The organism is Bacillus sp. JJ1127 (assembly GCF_036965845.1).
Classification (GTDB): Bacteria; Bacillota; Bacilli; order Bacillales; family Bacillaceae_G; genus Bacillus_A.
In genome coordinates, this window is the sequence record NZ_JBALQK010000205.1 from 1 (window position 1) to 4,382 (window position 4,382).

A 4,382-nucleotide genomic window follows, 5' to 3' on the forward strand; every position below is an offset into this window, starting at 1 on the left:
CTATAGGGTACATTTTAAAGCGGTCAGGGATTTTTTCTGCCACATGCAAGGGTGAAAACAAAGGGAGAAAGCGAGTGCAGGTCATGTTTTCTTTTGTATAGCAGCCACTTATATGTTGAAAAATTAAAATGGATTATCAATATAAAAAAGGATAGGGGAACTATCCTTTTTTGTTTTCGTTCGACAAAAAAAGACAATGTAGAGGAGCCTTGTTTGTTATGATGTTTTTTGGAATCGTACACTTTTTATAGGGGGAACTAACAGCATGAAGAAACGAAGACCGGAACTCATTACGGGACTAATCGGTTCTATAATAGGAACAGTAATGGGGGGAGCAATATTTGTTATATATGGTTTTATTATGGCCATTCATAATGCGATAACATGGTCACTTATAATACCGTTCCTCATTTTTATTCTCCAAATTGTAGCTATTGTTTTAAGCTGCAGTGTCAATAAAATGAATCATAAGCTATACGGAGGATTGATGATTGCTATTGGTGTTATTACGATAGTTGGATCGGTTTTATTTTTATATATACCGGCCATTTTATATATAGTTTCTGGCGGGATGGCTTTTAGAAAATTAAGAGATCCTTCACAAACAACATGATAGTACGAATTATAACCTACACATGCGTATCAATTTTACAGTAAAGAAGCTGAGGCAGTGATTAAGGACTGATATAAAAAAATAAATTTAATTAAAAAATAAGCAAGTTTTGGAATTCGTTACATATATTTTAGTGAAAGGCCTTTCACCATTTTATCACCTAGGGGGCAATCATAATGAAATTTTTGTCTTACCTTACAATAATTTTGGTGATTCTTGGCGGTTTGAATTGGTTGTTTGTGGCGTTTGATTATAATGTGGTCGAAAAGCTATTTGGTTCTACACCAGCTCTCGTTGATACTGTTTATTGGCTTTTTGGTCTTTCTGCTCTTTATCAAATTTATGATCGGTTCTTTGCGAACAGTTAATTCCTATATATATGATTAGGGTGTTAAGCGAGATAAAATGCTTAACACTCTTTTTGCATGTTTATAAATAAAACTGTATTTGCAAACGGTTCCATTGCGTCTTACACCGTAATAAAGCGAAACAAATTGACCGTATATTTTATATGGTGTATAATTCAGAAAGTTTAAAAATTAATAAATATAGAAATAGGGGGTCATACGGGTGATGGAGAGAGTTTATAATTTTTCAGCGGGACCATCTATACTCCCTTTGCCAGTTTTAGAAAAAGTGCAAAAGGAGCTTTTGAATTATAATGGGACAGGCATGTCCATAATGGAAATGAGTCACCGATCTTCGCATTTTCAAAATATTATAGAAGAAGCAAGTAGTTTGCTTCGTGAATTGATGCACATTCCTGATAACTATGATGTTTTATTTTTACAAGGAGGAGCATCCTTACAGTTTTCAATGGTTCCACTGAATGTAATGAATGAACATAAAAGGGCTGGATATGTACTTACGGGCTCATGGTCTAAGAAGGCATTGCAAGAGGCAGAGAAAGTAGGAGAAATCAAAGTCATTGCTTCTTCTGAGCAAGAAAAATTTACAACCATTCCCCGTATAGATACTTCAATGATTCATCCGGAGCTAGATTATATACATATTACAACGAATAATACAATTGAAGGAACAAAATATGTGGAACTGCCGCAATTAGAAACAATTCCACTTGTCGCTGACATGTCATCGAATATTTTATCGGAAGAATATGATGTTGAGAAGTTTGGTTTAATCTATGCGGGAGCGCAAAAGAATTTAGGACCAGCAGGATTAACAATTGCGATTATCAAAAAGGATTTAATAGGTAAAGCGAATGCTTCTTGTCCGGTTATGCTAAACTATGAAACTTATAGTAAAAACAATTCCTTATATAATACACCGCCATCTTTTAGTATTTATGTGACGAAGCTTGTGTTAGAGTGGCTGAAAGAGCAAGGCGGAGTACCTGCAATTGAAGAACAAAATAGAAAGAAAGCATCACTTCTTTATCGTTTCTTGGATGAATCGGAATTATTTACTTCACCAGTGGATCCTAAGTATCGTTCCCTTATGAATATTCCATTTACAACACCATCAGAAGAGCTAAATGAACAATTTTTACAAAGGGCTAAGGCACTTGGGCTTGTCACATTAAAAGGGCATCGTTCAGTCGGCGGTATGCGCGCTAGTATTTATAATGCTATGCCGATAGAAGGCGTTCAAAAATTAGTAGATTATATGAAGGACTTTGAGCTAGAGAATAGATAGGGAGATGGAGCTATGTTTCGCGTTCAAACGTTAAATCAGATTGCTGAAAAAGGGTTACAAATTTTTGGAGCAGATCAATATAAAGTAGGCGAAGGAGTAGAGCATCCAGACGGGATTTTATTGCGCAGCTATTCTTTACATCAAGAAGAGTTTTCAAAGGATTTAAAGGCAATTGCAAGAGCTGGAGCGGGTGTAAATAATATCCCTGTAGAGCGCTGTACGGAAAAAGGAATTGTTGTATTTAATACACCAGGCGCAAATGCAAATGCGGTAAAGGAATTGATCATTGCGAGTCTGATTATGTCTTCTCGTAATATTATAAATGGAGTTGGCTGGACAAAGGGATTAGAAGGTGAAGAAGTTCCACAACTTGTTGAAGTAGGGAAAAAACAATTCGTTGGATCAGAGATTGCTGGAAAGCGCTTAGGGATTATTGGGCTAGGTGCAATTGGCGCACTTGTCGCAAATGATGCGTTATCTCTTGGAATGGATGTTGTAGGTTATGACCCATACGTATCAGTTGAAACAGCATGGCGTCTATCTACACAGGTACAACGTGCGTTTAGCTTAGATGAAATCTTTGCAACATGCGATTATATTACGCTACATATTCCGCTCACAGATCAAACAAGAGGGATTATTGGAGAGCATGCGATCCAAACGATGAAAAAAGGTGTGCGCCTATTTAACTTTTCAAGGGGAGAACTTGTGGACGAAGTGGTTTTAGAAAAAGCATTAGAGGAAGAAATCATTAGTCATTATGTAACAGACTTTCCGAATGAAAATGTAATAAAAATGAAGAATGTAACGGCAACACCACATCTTGGGGCTTCTACATATGAGTCTGAAGAAAATTGCGCTGTGATGGCAGCACGCCAATTGCGAGACTATTTAGAAACAGGAAACATCCGTAATTCAGTAAACTATCCGAATGTAGAACTCCCTTATGTCGGAAAGAAACGCATTACCATTATGCATCAAAACGTTCCTAACATGGTAGGACAAATTTCAGGGTGCCTAGCGGAGCATCACATCAATATTGCGGACATGATTAACCGCAGTAAAAACTCTTGGGCCTATACGATGATTGATATTGATAATGGGATTGATGATATAATAAAAGAAAATGTTGTTGAAAATATAAGACAAATCACAGGCGTTGTAGCCGTTCGAATGATTGTGTAAAGGAGAGAGAAACTTGGCAACAATTCGACCATTTCGAGCCATTCGTCCAGTAGCAGACAAAGCTGCGCAAGTTGCAGCGTTACCATACGATGTATTAAATAGTGAAGAAGCAAGAGAAGTTGCAAAAGGGAATCCATATTCGTTTTTACATGTTGATAAAGCAGAAATTGACTTAGATCCAGCTGTTTCACCATATGATAATCGTGTATATGAAAAGGCAAATGAAAACTTACAACGCTTAATAAACGAAGAAGTACTGATTCAAGATGAAGAGCCGTGTTTTTATATTTATCAACTGACGATGCAAGGGAGAACTCAGTCTGGAATTGTTGTTTGTACATCAATCGATGAGTATACCGATAATACAATTAAAAAGCATGAGCGAACTCGTCATGAAAAAGAACAAGATCGCATTCGTCATGTAGATGTATGTAATGCCAATACTGGGCCCATTTTTTTAACATACCGTACGAAAGAAACCATAACAAAGTTAATTGTAAATTGGCAAGAGAATCACGCGCCAATTTATCAATTTACTGCGGATGACGGTGTGGAGCATGTAATCTGGAAGATTGCAGAAAGCGATGTAGTTTCTGCATTGGTAGAATCATTTGAAGAGATTCCTTCCTTATATATCGCTGACGGACATCATCGTTCAGCATCTGCTGTAAAAGTAGGACTCATGCGTAGAGAACAATATCCGAACTATACAGGAGAAGAAGAATTTAATTTCTTTTTATCTGTTTTATTCCCTCATGATGAACTATCGATTTGGGATTACAATCGTGTTGTGAAAGATTTAAATGGTCTATCTGAAGAACAATTTTTACAGCAAATCTCGCAATACTTTTATGTAGAAAAGGCAGGTGTATCTCCATATAAACCAACTGAACCAAAATCATTTGGTATGTATTTGGATCATCTATGG

General features: G+C 36.6%; 5 protein-coding genes. All 5 read left to right on the plus strand.

Annotation, left to right across the window (positions count from 1 at the left end; genetic code table 11):
* The first annotated feature begins 265 nt into the window (after positions 1-265).
* Entirely contained in the window at positions 266-613 is a 348-nt protein-coding gene (locus V7183_RS19055) for a hypothetical protein (protein ID WP_097899809.1), read from the plus strand.
* Positions 614-789: 176 nt separating this feature from the next.
* On the plus strand, positions 790-981 hold the full coding sequence (locus V7183_RS19060) for a DUF378 domain-containing protein (protein ID WP_097899810.1): 192 nt from the start codon (positions 790-792) through the stop codon (positions 979-981).
* A 205-nt stretch (positions 982-1,186) separates the two neighbouring features.
* Complete coding sequence (gene serC, locus V7183_RS19065) at positions 1,187-2,269, plus strand: 3-phosphoserine/phosphohydroxythreonine transaminase (RefSeq protein WP_097899811.1); 1,083 nt, start codon at positions 1,187-1,189, stop codon at positions 2,267-2,269.
* 12 nt (positions 2,270-2,281) lie between these two features.
* Complete coding sequence (locus V7183_RS19070; RefSeq protein ID WP_335360481.1) at positions 2,282-3,454, plus strand: 3-phosphoglycerate dehydrogenase family protein; 1,173 nt, start codon at positions 2,282-2,284, stop codon at positions 3,452-3,454.
* A gap of 13 nt (positions 3,455-3,467) precedes the next feature.
* Positions 3,468-4,382 (plus strand): DUF1015 domain-containing protein (locus tag V7183_RS19075; RefSeq protein ID WP_335360482.1); only part of this gene is annotated, 915 nt, incomplete at its 3' end.